This window comes from Streptomyces sp. NPDC058092 (assembly GCF_042884935.1).
GTDB lineage: Bacteria > Actinomycetota > Actinomycetes > Streptomycetales > Streptomycetaceae > Streptomyces.
Genome location: NZ_JBHVSY010000005.1, coordinates 125,116 through 145,547 on the forward strand (window position 1 = coordinate 125,116; position 20,432 = coordinate 145,547).

The 20,432-nt window shown below is 72.3% G+C and carries 18 protein-coding genes and 1 tRNA gene; 12 read left to right on the forward strand and 7 right to left on the reverse strand.

Annotated features, from left to right (window positions below; translation table 11 throughout):
* Positions 1–15: 15 nt before the first annotated feature.
* The gene (locus ACFVV1_RS10680) at positions 16–456 is read right to left on the reverse strand and encodes an Lrp/AsnC family transcriptional regulator (RefSeq protein ID WP_389987653.1); all 441 of its coding nucleotides are present in this window, start codon (positions 454–456) and stop codon (positions 16–18) included.
* A 124-nt stretch (positions 457–580) separates the two neighbouring features.
* Here ACFVV1_RS10680 and ACFVV1_RS10685 point away from each other — a divergent pair, with 124 nt between their 5' ends.
* Positions 581–1,498, forward strand: a complete 918-nt coding sequence (locus ACFVV1_RS10685) for an SMP-30/gluconolactonase/LRE family protein (protein ID WP_389987656.1) — start codon at positions 581–583, stop codon at positions 1,496–1,498.
* Positions 1,499–1,785: 287 nt separating this feature from the next.
* On the opposite strand, the gene ACFVV1_RS10690 is transcribed toward ACFVV1_RS10685, so the two are convergent.
* A complete protein-coding gene (locus ACFVV1_RS10690) occupies positions 1,786–2,721 on the reverse strand; it encodes a spermidine synthase (protein ID WP_389988252.1) in 936 nt (311 codons plus the stop codon).
* Positions 2,722–2,831: 110 nt separating this feature from the next.
* Positions 2,832–3,287, reverse strand: coding sequence for a hypothetical protein (locus ACFVV1_RS10695; protein WP_389988255.1), 456 nt, complete (start codon positions 3,285–3,287; stop codon positions 2,832–2,834).
* Between the two features lie 457 nt (positions 3,288–3,744).
* Between ACFVV1_RS10695 and ACFVV1_RS10700 the strand changes: the two genes are divergently transcribed.
* Positions 3,745–5,094, forward strand: a complete 1,350-nt coding sequence (locus ACFVV1_RS10700) for a tetratricopeptide repeat protein (RefSeq protein ID WP_389987659.1) — start codon at positions 3,745–3,747, stop codon at positions 5,092–5,094.
* Positions 5,095–5,178: 84 nt separating this feature from the next.
* Here ACFVV1_RS10700 and ACFVV1_RS10705 read toward each other — a convergent pair whose 3' ends face one another.
* Positions 5,179–5,775 carry a histidine phosphatase family protein gene (locus ACFVV1_RS10705; RefSeq protein ID WP_389987662.1) on the reverse strand — a complete coding sequence of 199 codons (597 nt, stop codon included), beginning with the start codon at positions 5,773–5,775 and terminating at the stop codon, positions 5,179–5,181.
* Between the two features lie 251 nt (positions 5,776–6,026).
* On the opposite strand from ACFVV1_RS10705, the gene ACFVV1_RS10710 reads away from it, so the two are divergent.
* The 7 genes from ACFVV1_RS10710 (at position 6,027) to ACFVV1_RS10740 (ending at position 12,436) form a co-directional block, all read left to right on the forward strand.
* The gene (locus tag ACFVV1_RS10710; protein ID WP_389987664.1) at positions 6,027–7,019 is read left to right on the forward strand and encodes a phosphatase PAP2 family protein; all 993 of its coding nucleotides are present in this window, start codon (positions 6,027–6,029) and stop codon (positions 7,017–7,019) included.
* Positions 6,904–8,106 carry a hypothetical protein gene (locus ACFVV1_RS10715; RefSeq protein WP_389987667.1) on the forward strand — a complete coding sequence of 401 codons (1,203 nt, stop codon included), beginning with the start codon at positions 6,904–6,906 and terminating at the stop codon, positions 8,104–8,106. Before ACFVV1_RS10710 ends, ACFVV1_RS10715 begins: the two co-directional genes overlap by 116 nt.
* Positions 8,097–9,710 carry a hypothetical protein gene (locus ACFVV1_RS10720; protein ID WP_389987670.1) on the forward strand — a complete coding sequence of 538 codons (1,614 nt, stop codon included), beginning with the start codon at positions 8,097–8,099 and terminating at the stop codon, positions 9,708–9,710. Before ACFVV1_RS10715 ends, ACFVV1_RS10720 begins: the two co-directional genes overlap by 10 nt.
* A complete protein-coding gene (locus tag ACFVV1_RS10725; protein ID WP_389987673.1) occupies positions 9,707–11,041 on the forward strand; it encodes an AAA domain-containing protein in 1,335 nt (444 codons plus the stop codon). Before ACFVV1_RS10720 ends, ACFVV1_RS10725 begins: the two co-directional genes overlap by 4 nt.
* A 92-nt stretch (positions 11,042–11,133) precedes the next feature.
* On the forward strand, positions 11,134–11,475 hold the full coding sequence (locus ACFVV1_RS10730; RefSeq protein WP_389987676.1) for a hypothetical protein: 342 nt from the start codon (positions 11,134–11,136) through the stop codon (positions 11,473–11,475).
* Positions 11,476–11,664: 189 nt separating this feature from the next.
* On the forward strand, positions 11,665–12,372 hold the full coding sequence (locus ACFVV1_RS10735; RefSeq protein WP_389987679.1) for a hypothetical protein: 708 nt from the start codon (positions 11,665–11,667) through the stop codon (positions 12,370–12,372).
* A tRNA-Lys gene (locus ACFVV1_RS10740) sits at positions 12,363–12,436 on the forward strand. The genes ACFVV1_RS10735 and ACFVV1_RS10740 overlap by 10 nt, the downstream gene beginning before the upstream one ends.
* 89 nt (positions 12,437–12,525) lie before the next feature.
* On the opposite strand, the gene ACFVV1_RS10745 is transcribed toward ACFVV1_RS10740, so the two are convergent.
* Complete coding sequence (locus tag ACFVV1_RS10745) at positions 12,526–13,692, reverse strand: M6 family metalloprotease domain-containing protein (protein WP_389988258.1); 1,167 nt, start codon at positions 13,690–13,692, stop codon at positions 12,526–12,528.
* A gap of 457 nt (positions 13,693–14,149) precedes the next feature.
* Here ACFVV1_RS10745 and ACFVV1_RS10750 point away from each other — a divergent pair, with 457 nt between their 5' ends.
* The gene (locus tag ACFVV1_RS10750; RefSeq protein ID WP_389987682.1) at positions 14,150–16,027 is read left to right on the forward strand and encodes a putative bifunctional diguanylate cyclase/phosphodiesterase; all 1,878 of its coding nucleotides are present in this window, start codon (positions 14,150–14,152) and stop codon (positions 16,025–16,027) included.
* Positions 16,028–16,073: 46 nt separating this feature from the next.
* Here the strand turns inward: ACFVV1_RS10750 and ACFVV1_RS10755 are convergent, their stop codons facing one another.
* Together ACFVV1_RS10755 and ACFVV1_RS10760 are read right to left on the reverse strand one after the other, a co-directional pair.
* Entirely contained in the window at positions 16,074–17,243 is a 1,170-nt protein-coding gene (locus ACFVV1_RS10755; protein WP_389987685.1) for an LLM class flavin-dependent oxidoreductase, read from the reverse strand.
* A gap of 76 nt (positions 17,244–17,319) precedes the next feature.
* Positions 17,320–18,126 (reverse strand): decarboxylase, encoded by an 807-nt coding sequence (locus ACFVV1_RS10760; protein ID WP_389987688.1) that lies wholly within the window; start codon positions 18,124–18,126, stop codon positions 17,320–17,322.
* 176 nt (positions 18,127–18,302) lie between these two features.
* On the opposite strand from ACFVV1_RS10760, the gene ACFVV1_RS10765 reads away from it, so the two are divergent.
* Both ACFVV1_RS10765 and ehuB read left to right on the forward strand, forming a co-directional pair.
* On the forward strand, positions 18,303–19,262 hold the full coding sequence (locus ACFVV1_RS10765) for a D-2-hydroxyacid dehydrogenase (RefSeq protein ID WP_389987690.1): 960 nt from the start codon (positions 18,303–18,305) through the stop codon (positions 19,260–19,262).
* Between the two features lie 256 nt (positions 19,263–19,518).
* Complete coding sequence (gene ehuB, locus ACFVV1_RS10770) at positions 19,519–20,421, forward strand: ectoine/hydroxyectoine ABC transporter substrate-binding protein EhuB (protein ID WP_389987693.1); 903 nt, start codon at positions 19,519–19,521, stop codon at positions 20,419–20,421.
* Positions 20,422–20,432 lie beyond the last annotated feature (11 nt).

A 20,432-nucleotide genomic window follows, 5' to 3' on the forward strand; every position in this document is an offset into this window, starting at 1 on the left:
TTCCCGGAGGGTGCTTCAGACTCCCGTCGACACCGGCCTCTCGAAGAACGTCTCCAGGGCCACCGTCGCCTGGGTCCCGCTGACGCCCTCGATCTCGTACAACCGCCTCAGTACGTCCTGGAGTTGCTCGGTCGTCCCGGTCCTGACCTTCACCAGGACCGATGCGCTGCCCGCGATGATGTGGGCCTCCTGCAACTCGGGGATCGCGGCGAAGCACTTGCCGGAGTCGCCCATCCAGGCCGACGAGTCGACCATGACGAAGGCCAGCACCCCGCCGCCGACGGCGGCGGGGTCCACCTCGACCGTCGTGCGGCGGATCACCCCCGACTCGCGCAGCTTGCGCACCCGCTCATGGGCCGCACCCGCGGAGAGCCCGACGGCCTTGCCCAGGGCGGCGTACGCCTGCGTGGCGTCCTCCTGCAGCAGGTTCAGCAACTTCCGGTCCACATCATCCATGACGCCCTCCTCAAAACCAGCTCCACCCAATGTGGGTGATCTACTATATGACATCCTGCAATACTCAACTTCGGCAGGATGTTGTTCAGAACTTGGTACGCAGAACGACTAAAGGAGAACGGACATGGCCACTGGCCGCCCCGCGCTGTGCGAAGTGCTCGACGACAGGTTCCGTACGGAGAAGTGCATCGTGGGTGATCTGCAACTGGAGACGCTCCACGTGGGCTCCCGCTGGGCGGAGGGGCCGCTGTACATCCCGGCCTGGCGCCAGCTGATCTGGAGTGACATCCCGAACGACCGGATGCTGCGCTGGGACGAGACGACCGGGGCGGTCAGCGTCTTCCGCTCGCCCGCGGGGCACTCCAACGGCAACACCCTGGACCGCGAGGGCCGTCTGATCACGTGTGAGCAGGGCAACCGCCGGGTCACCCGGACCGAGCACGACGGCTCGGTCACCGTGCTCGCCGACCGCTACCGGGGCAAGCGGCTCAACAGCCCGAACGACGCGGCCGTGAAGTCCGACGGCTCGATCTGGTTCTCGGACCCGGACTTCGGGATCACCAGCGACTACGAGGGCCACCGCGCCGAGAGCGAGATCGGCGCAAACAACGTCTACCGAATCGCCCCGGACACCGGCGAGGTGCGGCTCGTGGCCGACGGCTTCGGCGCCCCCAACGGCCTGGTCTTCTCAGCTGACGAGAGCGAGTTGTACGTCTCCGACACCCGGGCCAACCGGATCCGTGTCTTCGAGGTACGCGCGGACGGCACCCTCTCCGAGGGCAAGGTTTTCGCCGAAGGGACCGAGGAGGGCCGCTTCGACAACATCCGCTTTGACGACCGGGGCCACCTCTGGGCCGCGGCCATGGACGACGGAGTGCACTGCTACGCCCCGGACGGGACCCTGCTCGGCCGCATCCTGGTGCCCAACACGGTCTCCAATATCCGCTTCGGCGGCCCGAAGAGGAACCGTCTCTTCATCACGGCGAGCGACACGCTCTATTCGCTGGTCATGGGGGTCACGGCGGCACCGACGGCGGTGTGAACCCCTGCCCCCAGCCCTTCCCGAAAGGATCACCATGTGGAGAGTCCCGGCGACACCGGCACAGGGCCGGCCGATGCGGGTCTGGACGAACCCGACGTGGATCCGGGTGAACTTCAGCGACGACGGCCGGGTGGTGCCGGTCTTCTGCACCTGGAACGACCAGCCGCCACGGTCGAGACCGTGTAGCCGGGCTGCTCCAGGAGTGTCCTGTCCGAAGCGGTTCGAAGTTCGGGTGGGGGCACGCCGGCTTCGTACCGGCGACCCCTGGCCGAAGACCGACGGCTCACTCACCCGAAGGCCGACGGCGGTGGTGCCGGGGACGGTCTGGCGTCCGCGTCGCTCACCGGGGTCGCGCCGCCGGTGAAGTCGGCGAGGGCGCGCCCGTGTTCGACGCGTCCGGGGTGCGGGTCGGTCGCGACCCGGCGGGTCAGTTCCGCGACCTTCGGCGGCCGGTCCGAGGCGAGCAGCACCGCGTTGCCGAAGCGGCGGCCGCGCCACACGGTCGGGTCGGCGGCGAGGGCCAGTTCGGGGAAGACCGTGGCCGCGGTGGCTATCTGGCCGCGGAGGTGGGTCAGCGGCGGCCCGTCCGCGAGGTTGGCCACGTAACTCCCGCCGGGCTTCAGGACCCGGCGGACCTCGGCCAGGAACTCGGTGCTGGTGAGGTGTGCGGGGGTACGGGCCCCGCTGAAGACATCGGCGATGACGAGGTCCGCCCAGCCGTCCTGGATCTTGCCGAGCCCGGCGCGGGCATCGGTGGCGCGGACCCGGATCCTGGCCTGTGGATCCAACGGCAGTTCGCGGCGGACCAGTTGGACGAGCGCGGCGTCCACTTCGATGATCTGCTGGGTGGAGCGGGGCCGGGTCGCGGCGATGTAGCGGGCGAGGGTGAACGCGCCGCCGCCGAGGTGCACCACGTGCAGGGGTTGCCCGGCGGGTGCGACGAGGTCGGCGATGTGGCCGATCCTGCGCTGGTACTCGAAGGACAGATACGTGGGGTCGTCGAGATCCACATGGGACTGCGGGGCGCCGTCGAGCGTCAGCGTCCAGGCGTGCGGGCGTTCCCGGTCGGGCACCAGCTCGGCGAGGCCGCCGTCCACCGGTTCGGCGAGGGGCTCCGCCCGGCGCCCGGATCCGCCGCGCCCGGCCGCGCGTTCGACCCTTCCGTCGGCCTTGCGGTCGGACCGCTTACGCGCGCCCGCGCCCGACGCTCCTCGACGTGCCACTGCTGCTCGCGCCTGCTCACTGCTCATCGCTCCGGACCGGTACGGAACCGGCCGCGCCGGGGAATCCCGGCCACCGGCCCATTATGAGCGCGCGGGCGAGGGGGCCGCGGTCAGCTGCAGTTGTCGGCCGCCTCGATCAGCCGGGCCGCCTGGTCGAGAGCGGCCCGTAGCGCGGCCGGGTCGGTGACCGGGGCGTCGTCCTCGGGCGGCAGCAGCCAGCCGCTGCCGCTGACCGGCGGCTCGGCGGGGATGCGGAGCCCGCGGCCGGCGGTCTGCGTACAGGCGCTGCCCGGTACGTCCCAGGCCTCGGCGGTCCCCGGGGGCACCAGGAAGCCGAGGGTGTCGCAGGCGCCGTCGTGCAGAACCGGGCCGACGGCCTCCTGGTCGGCGCCGCGGCGCAGGATGTCCACGGCCTCCAGTCCCTGGCGGGCCGGGACGGTCACCAGGTCGCAGGGTTCGGCGCCGTGGTCCGCCGGGGGCGCGGTGGGCGCGGTGGGTGCCGGGGCACCCGTCGCGGCCTGGGTCGTCGCAGTCGTCCGCGAGCCGGTCTCCGTGCCGAGATGCAACAAGGGACCTCTCCTCTCATCGCCGGGCGGAGCCGGATTCCGTCTCCGCATGGACCAACGCGCCGACTGCGTCAAGGGCTACGGTGCCACGCCGCCGCAAAGGATGGCAGTTCATGGCGGATCGTGGGCGAGATGCCCCCTTATGCCGGGAAACGCTGTGTGTGTGGTCGGTCACAACAGGTACGTTCTTGCTCCGCCGGGACACCGGAAGCAGGAACCCGGCTGCAGAAGAAACCCCGGCTGCAGAAGAGAGGTCCAGGCCCTCTCTTTCGGATCAGGCCGGATCAGGGAGCGGGGTCTGGTGCGTGCAGCTGCAAGGCGGAGGAGGGAGGCAACGCGGAGGGGGTCCCCTCCATGCCTTCAAGGCTATGGGGGAGTTGGTGACCGACGACAACGCCGCAGATGTGCGTGCCAGACCCCGCGAGCCCGGCATGATCCGAAAGAGAGGGCCTATCCCATGGTGTCGACAGGGGCAGTTCCCAACCTCGCCTTCCGGCGGCTGCGCGGACCGCGCTCCGCCGGGGAGTTCGCTGCCGCGGTACGCAGATCCGCCCGCGAGATCGGCGAGCAGGTCGCGTGCGACGCCCGGTACATCGGACGCGTGGAGTCCGGCGAGATCCGCTGCCCCAACTACGCGTACGAGCGGGTCTTCCTGCACATGTTCCCCGGGACGACCCTGGCGGACCTGGGCTTCTCACCGCGCGAAACCGTACGCGGCCGGGCGGCGCGGGCCACTGCCGAACCCCCACCGCCCCCTGCGCTCCACAGCGACACCCACGAGGAGAGCGACGTGCTGCGTCGCGAATTCATGACGAGCGGCACCACCGCGATGGCGGCCGCGACCCTGGGGCTCGGCCTCGGCGGCACATCCGCCGCTGCCGCCACCCGGCCCGACTCACGCAGGGTCGGCGAAGCCGAGGTGAGCGCCGTCGAAAAGGCGGTGCGGCAGATCCGGCTGCTCGACGACCGGCACGGCGGTGACGGCCTGTACCGCAGGGCGTCCCAGCCGCTGCGGGCGGCATACGCCCTGCTCGACTCCGGGACCGCCACCATGCGCTCCACCGCCGACCGGCTGCATGCCGGGGCCGGCGAACTGGCCATCTCCGTGGGCTGGCTGGCCCATGACTCGGGCCGGTTCGAGGACGCCCGCTCGCACTACGCGGAGGCGCTCGCCACGGCGCGCGTGGCGGGTGACGCGGGGCTGGAGGCACACGCGTTCTGCAATACGTCGTTCCTGGCCAGGGACACGGGGCGGCCCCGCGAGTCCGTACGCGCGGCCGAGGCCGGGCAGCGGGCGGCGCAGCCGCTGGGTTCGCCGCGGCTGCTGGCGCTGCTCGCGCTGCGGGAGGCGGGGGGCCGGGCGGGGCTCGGGGACCGTACGGGCTGCGAACGGGCGATCGGCCGGGCGCACACCGCGTTCGGGTGCGGGCCGTCCGATGCCGACCCGGAGTGGATGACGTTCTTCCGGGAGGCGGAGCTGGAGATGCTGGAGGCGCAGTGCTGGTCGGCGCTGGGCGACTGGTCGCGGGCGGCCCGCCACGCGCTGCGGGCGACGCGGCTCCAGGATCCGCACTTCACCCGGAATCTGGCGCTGTACCGGGCCGAGCTGACCTGGGACCTCGCCCGGGCGGGCCGGGCCCCGGAGGCGGCGACGGCGGGCCATCAGGTCCTGGACCTGCTGGACCGGGTCCAGTCGTCCCGTATCCGGGCGATGCTGGCGGGCGCGGCGACGGTGCTGGCGCCGCATCGGGACGTGGCGGAGGTACGGGGGTTCCTGGAGCGGTACGGGGAGGTCGCGGGGGTGTAGCGGGGACCTGGCCGTCGGGCAGCCCGCACGACCGGGTCCGTCCTCGAACGCCGGACAGGCTGGTTCTCGCCGCGCCGGCAGGGTCTACCGGTCCAGGTGGCCCGTGTCGTTCCAGCGTTCTATCGCGGGCGCCCCGTACGCCCACCCCAGCACCGACAGCGACGTGGGGTCGAGCCGGATGCGCGCCGCGAACGACACGTCCTCGCCGAGCCACCGCGCGCCCAGCGCCCGCAGGATGTGGCCGTGGGCGAAGACCAGGACGTCGCGGTCGGCCGAGCGGGCCCAGTCGACGATCTCGTCGGCGCGGGCGGACAGTTCGGCCAGGGTCTCCCCCTGAGGCACCCCGTCACGCCAGATGAACCAGTCGGGGCGGATCGCCTTGATCTCGGCCGGAGTCATGCCCTCGTACGCCCCGTAGTCCCACTCCAGCAGCGCGTCCCACGGCTCGGCCCGGTCCGCGAATCCCGCGATGTCGCAGGTCTCCTTGGCCCGCAGCAGCGGACTGGTGCGGACTTCGAGGCCCGGCAGGTCCGCCCACGGCTTGCGGTGCAGCCGCTCACCGAGGAGCTTGGCGCCCGCCCGGCCGGTGTCGAGCAGCGGGATGTCCGTCCTGCCGGTGTGATTGCCCTTGACGGACCATTCCGTCTGGCCGTGCCGGGCGAGCAGGATACGCGGTGCCATGACGGCTCTCCCTGAACTGAGATCTGAGGGCCGGAGATCGAAACAGGAAACGGATCGTCCGGTTTTCCCATCATCGCGCACGGGTCCGGGAGGCAACCTCCGGGGCCGGACCGGCGTCCCTCCCTGCGCGGAGAAATCCGTACACACACAGGGGATCCGACCGGACCCCCCGGGGGGAATCACGGCCGACCTACACCGTACGGTTGAACGCCCGCCGTCGGTCGCATGAACACATGATGGAGAGCTTCCGGATGCAGCTTGCCAGCACCGCGCCCTTGGCGCGCCCGCGGCCCCGTTGGTGGACCGAGCTGCCGCTGCTGGCGCTGGTGTACGCAGCCTACTCGGCGGGCCGGCTGGTCGTGCGCGGCGACGTGTCCACGGCCGTCGACCACGGTCTGCGCATCCTGCACCTGGAGAAGACACTCCACATCAACTTCGAGCACCCGCTCAACCGGCTGCTGACCGCCCGTTCCTCGATAGGCATACCCGCCGACTTCGCGTACGCCTCCCTGCACTACCTGGTCACCCCGGCCGTCCTGATCTGGCTCTTCCGCCGCCGCCAGGCCCTGTACCGCAGGGCCCGCACCTGGCTGATGACCTCCACGCTGCTCGGCCTGATCGGTTTCACGCTGATGCCGACCTGCCCGCCCCGGCTGCTGCACGCCAGTCACGGCTTCGTCGACACGATGGCGCAGTACAGCTCGTACGGGTGGTGGGGCGCCGAGGCGAGTGCCCCGCGCGGCATGGGCGGAATGACGAACCAGTACGCGGCGATGCCGAGCCTGCACGTCGGCTGGGCGCTCTGGTGCGGAATCCTGCTGTGGCGGCACGGCCGGCACCCGCTCGTCCGGGCCGCGGGCATCGCATACCCCCTGGTCACCACGGTCGTGGTGATGGGCACGGCGAACCACTACTTCCTCGACGCGGTCGCGGGCGCTGCCGTGATGGGCATCGGAGCCCTGCTCACCCGACCGGTGCTGCGTCTCGCCGACCAGGTCAGGGACCGGCTCGGAGCCCGCTTCCCGCGGTTCGCCGCAGGTGCGAAGTCCCCGGTTGTCAGTGCCGGATGCAAGACTTCGGCGGGTGAGCGAATCCCTGGCCAGCGGACCACCTCCGCAGACCCCACCGATGCCCCGGCACCGGTCGACGCAGACGCCCCGGCCGGCCGCGCACCCCGGGCCGAAGCCGCTGCCTCCGCAAGAGCGGGAGGAGCGGGGGACGACGCTCCGGCAGCGGCTCGCTGAGCTGCGCGGCCCGGCCGTTGCCCCGCGTCCGCTCGACGCCCGTGCGCTGGCCGCCCTCGCCGCCAACCCGGGCTGCCGGCGCCGCGCCCTGCTGGACGGCGCCGGGGTGGACAAGGCCGCGCTGGCCACGGCGCTCGGTTCGCCCGCCCCGTTCGGCCAGTCTCAGTTCGCTCTCGTCCGGGGCAACGCCTTCGAGGCCAAGGTCAAGGCCGACGGCGGTACGGAGCTGATGCGGCTGCTGTACGAGCACCTCGGCGATGCCGCCGGGGCGCCGCGCGAGGTCCTGGTGCCCGATCTGACGGCGGCCGGTCCCGAGGGCCGTGCCGCGCGCACGGCGCTCGCGCTGCGGGAGGCGACCGAGGCGGGCGGCTGGGCGCTGCTGGACCACCCGATGCTGGCCCTGGAGGTGGCGGGCTCCCCCGCCTATCTGGAGCCGGATGCGGTGGCGGTGCACCCCGACGGCACGTGGACGGTCGTCGAGATCAAGTCCTTCCCCTTGATCGACGGTTCGGCCGACGCGGCGAAGGTCGGTGCGGCGGCCCGGCAGTCCGCCGTCTACGTACTGGCGCTGGAGCGGATCGCGGAGCTGACGGAGGGTGCGGAGGTCGGACACCGGGTGCTGCTGGTCTGCCCGAAGGACTTCTCCAATCTGCCCGCCGCCTCGGTCGTGGACGTACGGAAGCAGCGTGCGGTCACCCGGCGCCAGCTGACCAGGCTGGCCCGGGTCGAGGACATCGCGGCGGCGCTGCCCGAAGGCACCACCTTCGATCCGGAGTGCCCCCGGGAGCAGCTCGACGCCGCGGTCGAATCGGTCGGCGCGGCGTACGCCCCGGAGTGCCTGGCCGCGTGCGAACTGGCCTTCCACTGCCGGGCGAAGGCCCGTGCGGCGGGTGCGGTGGAGGCGCTGGGGCGGAGTGTGCGCGGTGAGCTCGGCGGGCTGACGACCGTGGGTGCGGTGCTGGCCGCCGCCGCCGGCAAGGAGGGCGATCCCGCGGATCCGACGGTCGCGGCCCTGCGGCGGGCGGCGGCGCTGCGGGCCGAGGCGCTGCGGGCCGAGGCGCTGGCGGGCGGTGCGGAATGTCGCTGATCAGCACCCTGGCCCGGCTGGAGGCCGTGGAGAGCGGCCGGGCGCAGCCGATGGCGACGGTCCTGCACCGCCATCTCACCGACCGGCCGCTCGTCGTCGTGCCGCTGACCACTGCCGGTGAGGCGGGCGCGCCGCTGGGGGCGCTCGTCGGGACGGACCGGGCGGCGCCCCGGCTGCTGGCGGTGTCGCAGCCGCGCGACCGGGATCTGCGGTTCGCGTTCCTCGCGGAGCTGGCCGAGGCGGTGCTGCCGCACATCGAGGCGTACGAGGATGTCGTCGAGCCCGTCGAGCGCAACGAGACCGATCCGGCGACCGGCAAGAAGGTCAAGGTCGAGGTCGAACTGTGCGCGGACGCCCCGCAGTTGATCGTGCCGAGCCGGGCGGGCATCGACTTCGTACGGCTGCTCGGCCGGTCCATGCGGTTCCGTCGCACCACAGAGGACGATCCCGACACCCCGTACCCCGCCCCGGCCCGCGTCCCGCTGCTGGGCCGCTGGCTGACGCACTACGGGGAGCGGGCCAGGGTGCCGGGCTCCTCGTTGCTGCTCGCCGCGACGGATCTGCTGAACCGGCACTGGGCGACCGGGCAGAGCAGCCTGGAGGATCAGCATCTGGGCGCGCTGCTGGCCTGGATCGACGCCCCGGCGGGCGAGTCCGGGGTGTCGGCGGCGCTCCGCGCGGAGCTGGACCGGGACGGCGCGGGCCAGCTGTTGTGCCCGCCGGCCGGTCCGGCGACCGACCCGGCCTTCGACAACCGGCTGCTGGCGCCCGCCATCGAGAAGTACGACCGGGCACGCGCCTCGCTCGCGGCGGCGCAGGACGGTCTGGCGGCCGATGCCCGGCTTGCCGAACTGACCGGCGCCGAGCGGGAGATCAGGGCGCTGCTGGCCACCGTGACGCGGCCGACCTGGGACGCGGTGTGGCGGGGGCTCGATCTGCTGAGGGAGCTGCCCGAGGGGTCCCGGGCCGAGGACCGGTGGACCAGGGACCGCTGGTCGTTCACCGGTCACCGGGACCGGGTGCGCTCCGGTGAGCCGCCGCAGCCGCGCCGGGACGACGCGGTGACGGCGGCGCAGAAGCTGGCCTCGCGCGAGACGGCGCAGGCGCAGTTGGAGGCGCAGGAGGCGTTGGACGATCCGCTGGTGCTGGCCGGGCGGCGGCTGGCAGGTGAGGCGTTCGTCGGCGAGGTGACGGACGTGGTGATGGCGTACAGCGAGTCCAAGCGCCCGTCCCCCCGCCCGCTGGTCACCGTCCGCACGGACGAGCGCCCGCATCTCGGCGAACGTACCAAGGTGTACCGCTCGCTGGACGGCAGGCCGCAGACCGCCGAGTTCGTTCGGTACGCCGAGGAGCCGGCGGACGGCGACGCGCCCGCGCTGGTGCTGCGGATCACCGACCGGATGGGCCGGAGCAAGGAGCCGGCCCCGGGTTCGGTGCCGGAGCCGGGCGACCGGATCCCCTGGACCCTGTTCGAGCACGATCAGCGCGGCGGCCCGAAGCTGCCGGACCCGGAGGAGACGCCGTGGACCCATGGCGGACCGCCGGGCGCAGCCGGTGAGCGCGCCGAGCATCCCGATCCCATGACCGCGGAGGACCTCCTGTGACGGCCGTATTCGACCCGGGCGCCCAGGCCGCGCGGGCGACCAATGCGATCCTCGCCGACACCCTGAGCGGTACGTCGCGCGGCATCGTGGTGGACTCCCCGCCGGGCGCGGGCAAGTCGACGCTCGTGGTGCGCGCGGCGCTCGAACTCGCGGCGGCCGGGCACCCGTTGATGGTGGTGGCGCAGACCAACGCCCAGGTCGACGACCTGGTGGTGCGGCTGGCCGAGAAGGACCCGGGGCTGCCCGTCGGCCGCTTGCACAGCAATGACTCCGACCCGTACGACAAGGTGCTGGACGGCCTGGCCAACGTACGGAAGTCGGCCAAGGCGTCGGATCTCGCCGGACTCGACGTCGTCATCTCGACGGCCGCGAAGTGGGCGCACGTGAAGAACGTCGAGCCGTGGGGCCACGCGATCGTCGACGAGGCGTACCAGATGCGTTCGGACGCGCTGCTGGCCGTCGCGGGCCTCTTCGAGCGGGCGTTGTTCGTCGGTGATCCGGGCCAGTTGGACCCGTTCTCGATCGTCGGCGCGGACCAGTGGGCGGGGCTGTCGTACGACCCGTCCGCGAGCGCGGTCTCCACGCTGCTCGCGCACAATCCCGGGCTGCCGCAGCACCGGCTGCCGGTGTCGTGGCGACTGCCCGCGTCGGCCGCGCCGCTCGTCTCGGACGCGTTCTATCCGTACACCCCGTTCCGCAGCGGTACGGACCACGGCGACCGGCGGCTGTCCTTCGGCGCCCGGTCCGACGGCTCGGCGCCGGACCGGGTGCTGGACGAGGCCGCGGAGTCCGGCTGGGGCCTGCTGGAGCTCCCGGCCCGGCACACCCCGCGCACCGACCCGGAGGCGGTGCGGGCGGTGGCCCTGGTCGTCCGCCGGCTCCTCGACCGGGGCGGCGCCGCGACGAGCGAACGCTCCCCCGATCCGGTCCCGGTGACGGCGGACCGGGTCGCGGTCGGCACCGCCCATCGCGACCAGGCGGCGGCGGTACGGGCGGCGCTCGCCGAGCTGGGTGTGACGGGCGTGGCGGTGGACACGGCGAACCGGCTCCAGGGCCGCGAGTTCGATGTGACGGTGGTCCTGCACCCGCTGTCCGGCCGTCCGGACGCCACGGCGTTCCATCTGGAGACGGGCCGGCTGTGCGTACTGGCCTCGCGCCACCGGCACGCGTGCGTCGTGGTGTGCCGGGCGGGCGTCGCGGAGCTGCTGGACGAGCACCCGTCGACGGAGCCGGTGCAGCTGGGGGTCACGGTCAAGTTCCCGGACGGCTGGGAGGCGAACCACGCGGTGCTGGCACATCTGGCCGAGCGCCGGGTGCGGTGGGAGGTGTGACGGCGCCCGCTCGCGGAACGCCGGACAGCCCCCTTGCGCGGCGTTGGACAATGGAGGGTGGCCGTCGGGCCCACCGAAGGAGGAAACATCACATGGCACAACCCGAGCGGAACGAGCGGCAGTGGCTGCGCCCTGCGCCCCTGCTCTTCGAGCCGTCGGCGGCAGTCGCCGATCCCGAGCACTTCTTCGACCTGGAGTCGATGGACGATCCGCAGGAGCTGCTGGCCCGCGCCACCGAGCTGACCCTGGCGTTCCGTGCCGCGACGGACCGTGCGGTTGAGTTCCAGGCCGTCGCGGCCGCCCAGCTCGCCGATCCGAGCCGGTTCGACCGGCTGACGACCGCGGACATCGCGCAGCGTGCGGAGTGGACCGAGGACTACGCCAAGAAGATGGTCGAGTTCGGCCGGAGTCTGCTGGGCGGGTCCGCGCCCTGACTGCCGTACCGGACTCACCACGACCGCCGTGCCGGCCTCAGCCGTAGCCGCCGTAGGGTCCGTCGTCCCGCCTCCGGGTACCACCTGTTGGCATATGCCCGAGCGCAAGATACTCCTCCCCACCGCGACCTGTCCCGATTTCCGGCAACTCTCGGAATCCACTTGATCACTCCCGGTAGACATGGGCGCATGAGTGCATGGCTGCCAGACGAAACAACCCTGCATCACGGCGACGACCCCCACCACGGCGCCGACCTCTTCACTCTCCTGCGGGACCGGGCCGCGAACCGGACGGCTCAGGTCACGGCGGCCGGTGCCGCCTGGCTCGCCTGCGCCACGGCCTATCCGCGCAGCACGCTGGCGCAGTGGGAGGCCCACCCCTCCTCGCCCGGGGTGCTGCCGTGCGGTTCGGCCTTCGACGTGGTGAACGTTCCCACCCTCTTCGGCCGCCGGATGCTGGAACACCTGTGGGCCGACGGCCCCGGCTCCGGCCCCGTCGCCACGCACCGCGGGCGGATGATGCTCTTCGCCTCCCCCGGCACCGCCCAGCGGCTGCCGTCGCTGCTCGACTGGGAGGAGTGGGGCGGCGGCCTCGAACCGCGGCCCGGCACGGACCCGCGGGGGCGGGACGGCGACGGCGCGAAGGTTCCGCCACTGCTCTGCCACGGCACCGGGGACGCGGTGACCGTCCCCCCGCTGACCTGCACGTCCACCACCCCGGGGCCCCGCTGGGTGGTGGCGCCCGACACCCGTAGCCCCTGGCTGCCGGGCCCGGACGTACTGCTCTGGGCCTGTGTGCGGGTGACCAGGTCGGCGCCCTCGCCGGCGGCCCGGAATTCGATTTTTCCTCCCGCCGATCAGGGTGCTAATGTCTACGACGTCAGCAGGCGCCGCTAGCTCAGTTGGTTAGAGCAGCTGACTCTTAATCAGCGGGTCCGGGGTTCGAGTCCCTGGCGGCGCACAGACGGAAGAAGCCCTCTCGCGAAAGCGAGGGGGCTTTTTCGTGGTCACGTCACGCGTCATCGCGTCGTAGTTGCGGAAGCCTGCGTTCTACGTTCCCGTGGTGATCCGGACCGTCCAGGCGCCGGACGGCGTCCGGTCGGCGACCTCGACCCTGGTGTGCGCGCCGGGGATGCTGAACGTCTCGCCGACCCGCATCGGGGCGTCCGCGAGCGGCGCGTACACGGACCGGTCCCAGCAGGCATCGGTGCGGGGGTGGGTGTCGATGACCTCGACGGGGCCGCCGCCGGACGGGGTTCCATTGCGTACCCGGTAGAGCAGGACGCCCTCGGTGCAGGTCGTCCGGTCGTTGCCGGTGGCGCTGCGGGCCTCGATGGCCACGGCGCTGCCCTCGCCGGTCCTGATCACCGCGAGCCGGGTGCCGATGGAGGCGCCGGGCGCGGGCACGGCGGCCATCGGCTCCAGGGTGATGTCCCGGCTGCCCTGGACGCAGACCACCTGTTTTCGGTCCAGCCAGCCCAGCTTCCACTTGTGCCAGCCGAAGAAGTCCGGCGCGAGGCCGAACTGGCTGCCCATCACGTCCCAGTCGCCGACGTAGGTGTCCCAGTCGCCCTTGCCGTCGGACGGCCGGTGGTAGAGGTCCGGCAGGTCGAAGACGTGCCCGGTCTCGTGGGCCAGCACGTTGTGGTCCGGCGGATGCTGCTCGAAGACGGTGACGACGCGCCGGATGTCCGCGCCGTCGGCCCGCAGCGGCCGGTCGAAGTTGACGACCTTGGTGGCGTCGGAGTCGACCCCCGGGGCGTCCGGGTCGGCGACCAGGTAGACGATGCCGAACCGGGAGAAATCGACCTTCGGGTCGGCCACGGCGATGGCGTCGCGCAGATAGGCGCTGCGCCGCTCGTTGTTCCAGTCCCGCTGTATTCCGTACCAGGCAGAGGCCTTGGGCATCTGGATCCACTGCCGCAGCGGGTGCGGGCGCAGGGTGAATTTTCCGTACGAGGCGCGCTGGAAGAACCGGGTGGTGGCGGGGAAGTAGTCGGCGGCGAGCTCCTTGGGGGTGGCACCGGGGCGGTGGTCCGGGAAGGAGAGGAAGATCATGACCGCGTCGAGGGAGTGGACGGGGCGGGGGTAGGCGTCGTTCCACTCGCCCATCCCGAGCGAGTGGTGGACCTCGGTACGGGGCAGCGCGCACGGACCCGCTTCGCCGGTGGCGGCCACGGCGGGCCCGGCGACGAGGGAGGTGGCGGCGAGCGCCATCAGAGAGGTCGCCGCCGCGGTCACCCTGCGCAGGCTCGGCCTCCCGACCCCCCCGGTTCTGTGCAGACGCGGCACATCTACCTCCGGGTGCGAGCTGCGGTCACCCACTCACCCTGTGATGATTCAAGGCTTTCGTCCTGTTGAGCTGCCCCAGTCGAGTCAGCGGCCCTTCGAGGCGTTCACCCTCACGGTCAGTCACAATCAATCACGTGAAGATCGCGAGAGAGCGGAAGCGCTCAGAAACGATCAGTCACGGGCAAACCGGATCGGCGAGTGACTGGCCCATGCGGGGCGAACGCGGGGCGTGGAGGGGTTGGGCGCTGGAACGGCCGACGCACCAGCCTCTATGCTTCACCCGGCTTTCCCGCGTGGATTCCGCCTCCCACAGTGGCGCTCCGCGCGGCGGGCCAGTCCGGCCACACCTGTTCAGGACAGAACTGCACGGCGGGAGCGAACGGTGAGCGGAACCTCCGAAGGGCCGAGGCCCGCGGCGGTCACATCCCCCCACTCCGCAGGACCGTCGGCCACGGAGTGTCACCCTCCGTGGCCCGCTGCCGGAGTCCGGGGATCCGAGCCGCACGGCTATCGGGCCGCCTTCCGGGCGGCCACGCTCCCGATGGCCGTCGTCGACCACGAGGGACTGGTCCTCGCCGCCAACGACGCGCTCGGCGGGCTCCTCGGCGTCTCCGCCGCTGCGCTGACCACGCAGTCGGCGGCCGATCTCCTCGACCTCGCGGCGGACGGCCGCACCTGGCACGCGTACCGCGAGGTGCTGCACGGCCGGCGCTCACGGTTCCGCTGCACCCGCAGGCTCAAGCACCCCGACGGGCGCGCGCTGTGGGCCGAGATCACCGTCGTGCCGATGCCCGAACCGGAGGCGGGCCGGGCCGACGCCCCGCGGCCCGGTCCCGGCCGGGTGCTGCTCTCCGTCGCGGACGTCAGCGACCGGCGTGAGCTGCAGAAGCGGCTGCGCCACCTCCAGATGCACGATCCGGTGACCCGGCTGCCCAACCGGGCGCTGTTCTTCGAGCGGCTCTCGGCCGTCCTGGAGACCCCGCCGTACCAGGACGGCGGGGTCACCGGACAGGGCCGGATCGGGCTCTGCTATCTCGATCTCGACGGTTTCAAGGCCGTCAACGACACGATGGGCCACCGGATCGGCGACCGGCTGCTCGCCGCCGTCGCCGCACGGCTCACCGACTGCGCGGCCCAGGACCGCCCGCACCGTCCCGGCGCCCATCTCGTGGCGCGCCTGGGCGGCGACGAGTTCGCGATCCTGGTCGAGGACTCCGCCGGTACGCAGCAGCTCACCGACCTCGCCCGCATGGTGCTCGCCGCGCTGCAGAAGCCCTTCGACCTGGACGGGCAGCGGCTCTCCGTCTCGGCCTCGATCGGGGTGGTGGAACGGGCCGTGGCCGACACCTCGGCGACCGGTCTGATGCAGGCCGCCGACACCACGCTGTACTGGGCGAAGGCGGACGGCAAGGCCCGCTGGACGGTCTTCGACCCGGAGCGCAACGCCCACCGGATGACCCGGCAGACGCTCTCCTCCCATCTGCGGCCCGCCGTCGAACGCGGCGAGTTCACCATCGAGTACCAGCCGCTGGTCGGCATGGCCGACGGAGTCGTACGCGGGGTGGAGGCCCTGGTCCGCTGGAACCACCCCCAGTTCGGCCTGCTCTCGCCGAATCGGTTCGTCGCGATCGCCGAGGAGGACGGCTCGATCGTCCAGCTCGGCCGGTGGGTGCTGCGTTCCGCGTGCCGCCAGGCCCGGCGCTGGCAGCTCGACCACCCGGCCGAACCGCCGCTGTTCATCAGCGTCAATGTCGCCGTCCGGCAGGTCTGGGACTCCGACCTGGTCACCGACGTCGCGGAGATCCTCGCCGAGACCGGCCTCGATCCCGCGCTGCTGCAGCTGGAGCTGACCGAGTCGGCGGTGATGGGCTCGGCGGGCCGCCCGCTCCAGGCTCTCCAGTCGCTCAGCGACATGGGCGTACGGATCGCCATCGACGACTTCGGGACCGGCTACTCGAACCTCGCCTATCTCAGCCGGCTGCCCGTCTCCGTGCTGAAGCTGGACGGTTCGTTCGTACGCGGCTTCCGCTACGACGACGGCGACCGCCCGAGCCCCGCCGACGAGACGATCGTCGAGGCGATGGTGCACCTGGCGCACCGGCTGGGCCTGACCGTCACCGCGGAGTGCGTGGAGACGGCGGGCCAGGCCGAACGGCTGCGCAGGATCGGCTGCGACACCGGGCAGGGCTGGCTGTACTCGCGCGCGGTGGCCCCGGAGCGGATCGCCGAACTGATCGGCAGCCGGAAGCTGAACGTCTGAACCCCGGTGTTCCGGTCTCCGCAGGGCCGGAACACCGGGGCCGGTGTCAGGCCGTCGGCAGCCCGTACGCGTCCGCGATCAGCTCGTAGCTGCGCAGCCGGGCCTCGCCGCCGTGGGCGTTGGCGGTGATCATCAGCTCGTCGGCGCCGGTGCGCTTGGCCAGGTCGTCGAGGCCCGTACGGACCTCGTCCGCCGTGCCGTGGACGATGTTGGCCAGCCAGCTGTCGACGAACTCGCGCTCCATGGGGCTGAAGGCGTACGCCTCCGCCTCCTCGGGTGTCGGGACCAGGCCGGGCCGGCCGGTGCGCAGGCGGACCATGGACAGGGCGCCGGAGAGCACCTGGCGGCGGGCCTCGCGCTCGTCGTCGGCGGCCAGGGCCGAGACACCGATCAGGGCGTACGGGGCGTCGAGCACCGCGGACGGCCGGAACGACTCCCGGTACAGGTCGAGGGCCGGCACGGTGTTCTGGGCCGAGAAGTGGTGGGCGAAGGCGAACGGCAGGCCGAGTACGCCGGCCAGCCGGGCGCTGAAGCCGGAGGAGCCGAGCAGCCAGATCGGCGGGCGGGCCGCCGACTGGACGCCGCCCTCGGCGGTGGCCTGGACCGGGCCGGGGACCGCGTGGATACGGGCGTACGGGTGGCCGTCGGGGAAGTCGTCGTCCAGGAACCGGGTCAGCTCGGCGAGCTGCTGCGGGAAATCATCGGCGCCTTCGCCCAGCCGGTCCGTGCGGCGCAGGGCGGCCGCCGTCGCGCCGTCGGTGCCGGGGGCGCGCCCGAGGCCGAGGTCGATGCGGCCGGGGGCCATGGCCTCAAGGGTGCCGAACTGCTCGGCGATGACGAGCGGTGCGTGGTTGGGCAGCATCACGCCGCCGGAGCCGAGCCGGATGCGCTCGGTGTGCGCGGCGAGGTGGGCCAGGATCACGGCCGGTGAGGAGGAGGCGACGCCCGGCATGGAGTGGTGTTCGGCGACCCAGTAGCGGTGGAATCCGCGGTGCTCGGCGAGCCGTGCGATGTCCACGCTCGTGCGCAGCGCCTGGGTGGCGGTGCGGCCCTGGCCCACGGTCACCAGGTCCAGCACGGAGAGCGGAACGGTGGCCGTCCCCTCCGTCTTGCCTCGGATCTCGTCGCCACGGATCTCGTCGGCTCGAATCTCGTCGCCACGGATCTCGTCGGCTCGAATCTCGTCCACGTCCTGGCCCTCTCCGGTGATACGCATGCGTGCGGCTCGTCCGTCCGTCCGCTCGTCGGTCCGCTCGTCCGTCCGGAACAGCTGAACAGGAGGTGGTCTCCGGTTATTCCCCCCACCGGCCGGGCCGTCCCTTCTTTCCGCTCCGTGCCCACGCCCGGCCCTCGCCCCATCGGGCCACCGGGGCCGGGGGTGCCTCGCGCTCGGCGAAGATCTTGCCGAGCCTCGGGGACCAGGCCCGGCGGTCCGCCAGCCGCAGCCCTTCCCGGACCGCCACCTGGTTTCCGGCGAGGACCGGCTTGCCGAGGAGTTCCTCCAGCTCCGCCAGGTGCGTGACGGTGTGCAGGGCCGTGTCGGGCAGCAGCATCACCTCTGCCTCCGGCCGGTCCGCGGCCCGGACGAGTTCCCGCACCTTGTCCGGGCCCCAGGCGGCGGCCTCGGCGGCGGAGCCCAGGTGGGCGGCGTGGGTGGCGACGACCTCGATCCCCGCGGAGTGCAGGAACGCGGTGAACAGTGCGGCGATGTCCTCGGGATAGGTCGCGGCGACCGCGACGCGGGTGGCGTCCAGCTCCCGCACCGCGTGGACGAAGCCGAACGAGGTGCTGGAGGCGGGCACTCCGGCCGCCCGGGCCAGGGCGGCGATCTGTTCGTGGGCGCCCTTCCACCCGTGCAGGAAGCTGCCGCTGCCGCTCGTCCAGACGACGGACTCGACACCGGCGCGCTGCAGCTCCGGCACCCCGGCGGCCAGCCGTTCGGGCACACCGGTGCGCGTCAGCGCGTCGATCTCGTAGACGTCCTCGTCGATGGCGGTGTGGTTCACGACCAGCCTGACGGCGTCGAGCAGGATCTCCATCCGCGGGAAGTCGTCCTCCGCGAAGTGGTGGCCCGGGTAGAGAAAGCCGAGGGTCGTCATGTCCACCCTTCCTGTTCCGGCGGATGCCCTGTTCCTGCGGACGCCCGTTTCACCCCGTCCCTCCCCAGTATTGCCCCATACGTCGCCACCTCCACGGCGACCTGTTGACGAAGGCGGGCGCGGGTGCGAGCGTGGTCGGGCCGCACATCTCAGACGCAGCGGAGCGCCCGTCTCTCATGCCAGAGCCCACCCTGCTCGTCCTGGACACCGACCCGTCGCCGCGCCTCGGCCGGCTGACCGGCCGGGCCACCGTGCGGTACACCGACGAGGCCGGGCTCGCCGCGCGGCTCCCCGAAGCCGACGTACTGCTGGTGTGGGACTTCACCTCCGACGCGGTACGGGCCGCCTGGCCCGGCGCCGGGCCGCGCCCGGCGTGGGTGCATACGGCGAGCGCGGGCGTGGACCGGCTGCTCTGCCCGGAGCTGGCGGCCTCCGACACGGTGGTGACCAACGCGCGGGGCATCTTCGAGCGGCCGATCGCCGAATACGTGACGGGCCTGGTGCTGGCGTTCGCCAAGGATCTCCCCGGCACGCTGGAGCTCCAGCACCGGCGGCTGTGGCGCCACCGGGAGAGCACCCAGGTGGCGGGCAGCCGCGCGGTCGTCGTCGGCGCGGGCCCGATCGGGCGGGAGATCACCCGGCTGCTGATCGCCCTCGGTGTCGAAGTGGCGCTCGTGGGGCGCAGGGCGCGGCGCACCGTCCACGGCGTGGCGGATCTGGACCGGCTGGCCGCCATGGCCGACTGGGTGATCTGCGCGGCGCCGCTGACGGAGTCGACCCGGTCCATGTTCGACGCACGGTTCTTCGGGCTGATGCAGCCGTCGGCCCGCTTCATCAATGTGGGGCGCGGTCCGCTGGTCGTCGAGGACGATCTGGTCGCCGCACTGCGCAAGCGCTGGATCGCGGGCGCGGCACTCGATGTCTTCGAGCAGGAACCACTGGGGCCGCAGAGCCCGCTCTGGGACGTACCGGATCTGATCGTGTCACCGCACATGAGCGGCGACACGGCGGGCTGGCGGGACCGGCTGGGCGAGCAGTTCGTGGAGATGTTCGAACTCTGGGCGGCCGGGGCACCGTTGCCGAACGTGGTGGACAAGCAGAGCGGCTACGCCCCCGTCCGGGAGCCCGGCGAGTGACCTCAACCGACCGGGACCGACGGCTACTTCATCCCTTCATGGCGGACATCTCCGTATAACGGTCGGTCATGGGCCGTTCCGCGCGGGGCAATACGCGCTGCGCACCCGCCGTCGCACTCCGCCCGCCATCGGACACGGAAAGGTCACCTTCCGGCCACCGTTCGATCACAGGGGGCCGCTTCCTGCATAGACGTACGGAATCGGGCAGGCGCACCCCCTGTCCGGACTGTTCGACCCCTCCAGGAGATTGCGAACCATGGCTGACTTCCCGAACCTGTCCCGCCGGGGCTTTCTCAACCGATCGGCGGCCGTGGGTGGCCTGCTCGTCGTTCCCGGGCTGCTCTCCGCGTGCAGCAAGACCGACGCCGGTTCCACGGACGGTGCGGGGGCGCTCGACAAGCTCCGCAAGCAGGGCTTCGTCCGGGTCGCGTACGCCAACGAGGCCCCGTACGGCTACCTGGAGGGCAAGCAGCTCAAGGGCGAGGCGCCCACGCTGCACCGGGAGATCTTCAAGGCGCTCGGCGTCGACGAGCTGAAGCCCACGCTCTCCGAGTGGGACGGCCTGATCCCCGGACTGCAGGCCGGGAAGTACGACGTGGTCAGCGCCGGCATGGCCATCACGCCGGAGCGCTGCGCCAACGCCGTCTTCTCCGAGCCCGAGTTCATCTCGCCCACCGCGCTGATGGTGAAGAAGGGCAACCCGAAGAAGGTCACCGACCTGGCGTCCGCGAAGGCCGCCGGGATCACCGTCGGCGTGATGTCGGGCGCCGTCGAGGGCACGTACGCCGAGGGCGCGGGCATCCCCAAGGACAAGATCAAGACACTGCAGAAGCCGCAGGACGGCGCCGACGCGGTCAAGGGCGGCCGGGTCGACGCGTTCCTGCTCACCGGCATCTCGCTGCGCTGGCTGGCGAAGACGAACCCCGACACCGAGGTCACCGGGGCCTTCCTGCCGGAGCTCGGCGGCGCGAAGCAGTACAGCCCCGGCGGCGCCGTCTTCCGCAAGGGCAACGAGGACCTGCGGGACGCCTTCAACCGCGAGCTGAAGAAGATCGTCTCGGACAGGTCGCGCTATGTGGGCCTGCTCCAGGAGTACGGCTTCGGGGCCACCGAGCTCCCGCCGGCCACCCTGAAGACGGCCGACCTGTGCAAGGGCTGACGGGGACGGAA